At 35.1% G+C, this 2,874-nt stretch carries 1 protein-coding gene and 1 pseudogene; one reads left to right on the top strand and one right to left on the bottom strand.

The window, feature by feature from the left end; translation table 11 throughout:
• Positions 1 to 130: pseudogene (locus C8P70_RS14390) on the bottom strand (IS982 family transposase); the annotation flags it as partial.
• A gap of 1,105 nt (positions 131 to 1,235) precedes the next feature.
• On the opposite strand from C8P70_RS14390, the gene C8P70_RS13645 reads away from it, so the two are divergent.
• On the top strand, positions 1,236 to 2,874 hold a 1,639-nt coding region (locus tag C8P70_RS13645; protein ID WP_208293420.1), incomplete at its 3' end, for a choice-of-anchor L domain-containing protein.

A 2,874-nucleotide genomic window follows, 5' to 3' on the forward strand; every position in this document is an offset into this window, starting at 1 on the left:
TTAAAGCAAGACTTATCAATTCCAAATCCTTCAATTTTGGTGTTCGTCTTTGGTAGGGCAATAAATTTTCATTTGATATTTTTCGTAAAACTTCCAAAATTCTTTCGTAATTTGCACCTAAGTTGTTCATTGTAAATGGTTTTGTAGTTAATTCAATTTACTGATTTTCAATCAAATGAACAACTTTTCTCTTCTTTAATTCATAATGCACAACGGATTAGCTAATATATATTTTTAGTAATATCTGTTTTAACTATTATCTTGAATATAAATTGTGCTTAGAGAGGGGGCAAAATTGAAAATTGGTATTGTAAGAAACAGTAAAAAATAAAAGGGATAGACCATTGCTGGATATGGAATATCTATTATCTTATTTAGATATATGTGAGAATGCGTATCGTCAGATACTTATCAATAAGTGGCTTAATTGGTTTTTGGTTAGATTGGTTATCCCCGGAGAAAAGCATTGTTGTAAATATATTATTGCTCTTTCGGGGAATAACTTTCAAAAGTGCAAAAGCCGCTAATAAGTGATTTATATACATATAAAATTCGTACTGATTGGATACATATTAAAAAGTAGTTTATTAGTTTTTGGTTAGATTGGTTATCCCCGGTAAATGTTTTGTAATTTATGGTTTGCCGGGGAATAACTTATAAAATGTAGGAATACCTATTATACCTTGTCTCCTTGAATTTAGTTTAGGGTCTAACAAATAAAAAAGTAAACAAAAACATGAAAGCAATTTACCTTGTTATTTTTGTGTTTTTGCTATCTGTAAATGAGTTCATTTGAGATTTACTCTCAGCAGAATCATCAATACACATAATATAAGTAAAAAATGAATGTGATTAATCTGGGTTATGCTGAAAGTAAAAAACTTTATCAGTGAAAGTTGTGTATTGCAAGCAATGGATTGGTTTTGAAGCAGTATTGACTACCAGTATCTTCTTCTAACATGAAGAGGTTGGTGAAAATTTAGATTTAAATTTGTTGATTATCAATAATAAGGATGGGACTGTTGCGAAAAATAGTCTTTAATATTGGCATTTAGTATGTATTAGATTTGATAAAAATAATCTAAATGCTCACATAAGATTATTTTATAACTTATAGTTGTTCAATTCTTCGGGATTTCTAAGCTATAAGTTATTTTTTTAGGTAGTTTATTTTTTTAATTTATTTTGGTTAAATTTCTATTAAATAATTATATTTGTTTGCTTAATTTGTTTAGATGAAAAGAATTGTTTTACTTCTTTTGGTTTGTTTTTCTCTGTTATCTGTATATGGAAAGAACACAATTGTAAAAGAAAATATAGCTGATCATATTCAGTGTATATTAGATGAGGCTCAGTTTGCGGCATATCGACAATCTGTGTTGTTTTTTGCACCTGCAAATGACGACTGTACAGATGCGGTATCTTTAATGGTTAATCCCGATTTGGATTGCGGTCAAAAACTATCGATTGATTTTACGGGAGCAACCGCTTCCGCAAAAGCAGTACCCTTTTGTTCGACAGTGGGATCTTCTCCGAAAGATTTGTGGTTTGAGTTTACCGCTACTTCTGACAAACATATTTTTAGTATTTCCAATGAAAAAAACATGCCTGCCACGCTTTACGGAGCGCTTTACGATAGGGATTGCAGCGCTATAAATGCTACGGCCTCTCAATGTTTTTCATTGACAGCTACTGTTAAAAAGATAACGCTGGACAAGTTAAAACCGGGCAAAAAATACTATATCCGACTGATGAGCGGAGAAACAACCCCTACCACCACGCTGGATTTGTGTTTGGGTACGGTTCCTCCTCCTATAAAAGTAAGTCCTAGCGGAGAGATGTACACGGTGGAAGAACTGGTAAAAGACGTCCTGGTACAATCGGGATGCGATTTGGTTTCTAATGTGAGATTTCAGGCAGGTGATGGAAAAAATACAATAAATTCTTTAGCATATTTTAATCAAAACGGTTCGGATTTTCCGTTTGAGGAAGGAATTGTTTTGGCTACCCACGATTCTGATTATATTGCTGGTCCTTATCAGGGATTTGAATCTTTTAAACCCAGAGTTCCGTGGTGGACAGGGGATCCGGATTTAAATGCGGTTATTGATAGTATCGGAGGAACGGGGTTTGGCAGTCAAAAAGCTGTTTCTATATTAGAGTTTGATTTTATTCCTGTAAAAGACTCTTTGCAATTTGAATATTTATTTGTTTCTGATAGTTTTAACAGAGGATGTGCTGTGGTCTGTCAACCTGGAGGAGCACTATTTGCGGCCTGGCTATCGGATATTACTACTGGAAAAGGAAGAAATCTGGCCTTGGTACCGGGAACCACTCAGCCTATAGCAATTTCAACTATTAGAGATGCTGCAAAGTCAGGAGCTGGGTGTCCTTCTGTTAATTCTGATTTTTATTGGAGAAATTATGATAATAACCAAGATGATCCGACAACTGCTCCTGTTAATTATACTGGAATGACAGTTCCAATGAAATCTGAAAAAGTTAAGGTCATCCCTGGTCGTAAATACCACATTAAACTAGCAATCGCTGATTTTTGTCCTTTTCTTTATGATGCTTCTGCTGTCTTTTTCAACGCGCGCAGTTTTGATTTAGGTAATCCCGAGATCGGTGAGGATATGAGCATCGAGGGCGGCAATGCGCTTTGTCCTGGGGATACAATTGAACTCGGTCAGAATCTGGAGGCGAAGGACTATTTAATCCAGTGGACCAAAAACGGCAAAGACCTTATCGGAGAAAACGGTGAGACTTTAAAAGTAAACGAGCCTGGTTTGTACGGTGCCCGCTTGAAGTATAAATACGTAGTTTGCGACGTTGAGCTTGATCCTGTCAAGGTTGAGTTCTACGACGAGATCA

Origin of the sequence: Myroides indicus (assembly GCF_004364575.1) — a bacterium.
Classification (GTDB): domain Bacteria; phylum Bacteroidota; class Bacteroidia; order Flavobacteriales; family Flavobacteriaceae; genus Flavobacterium; species Flavobacterium indicum_A.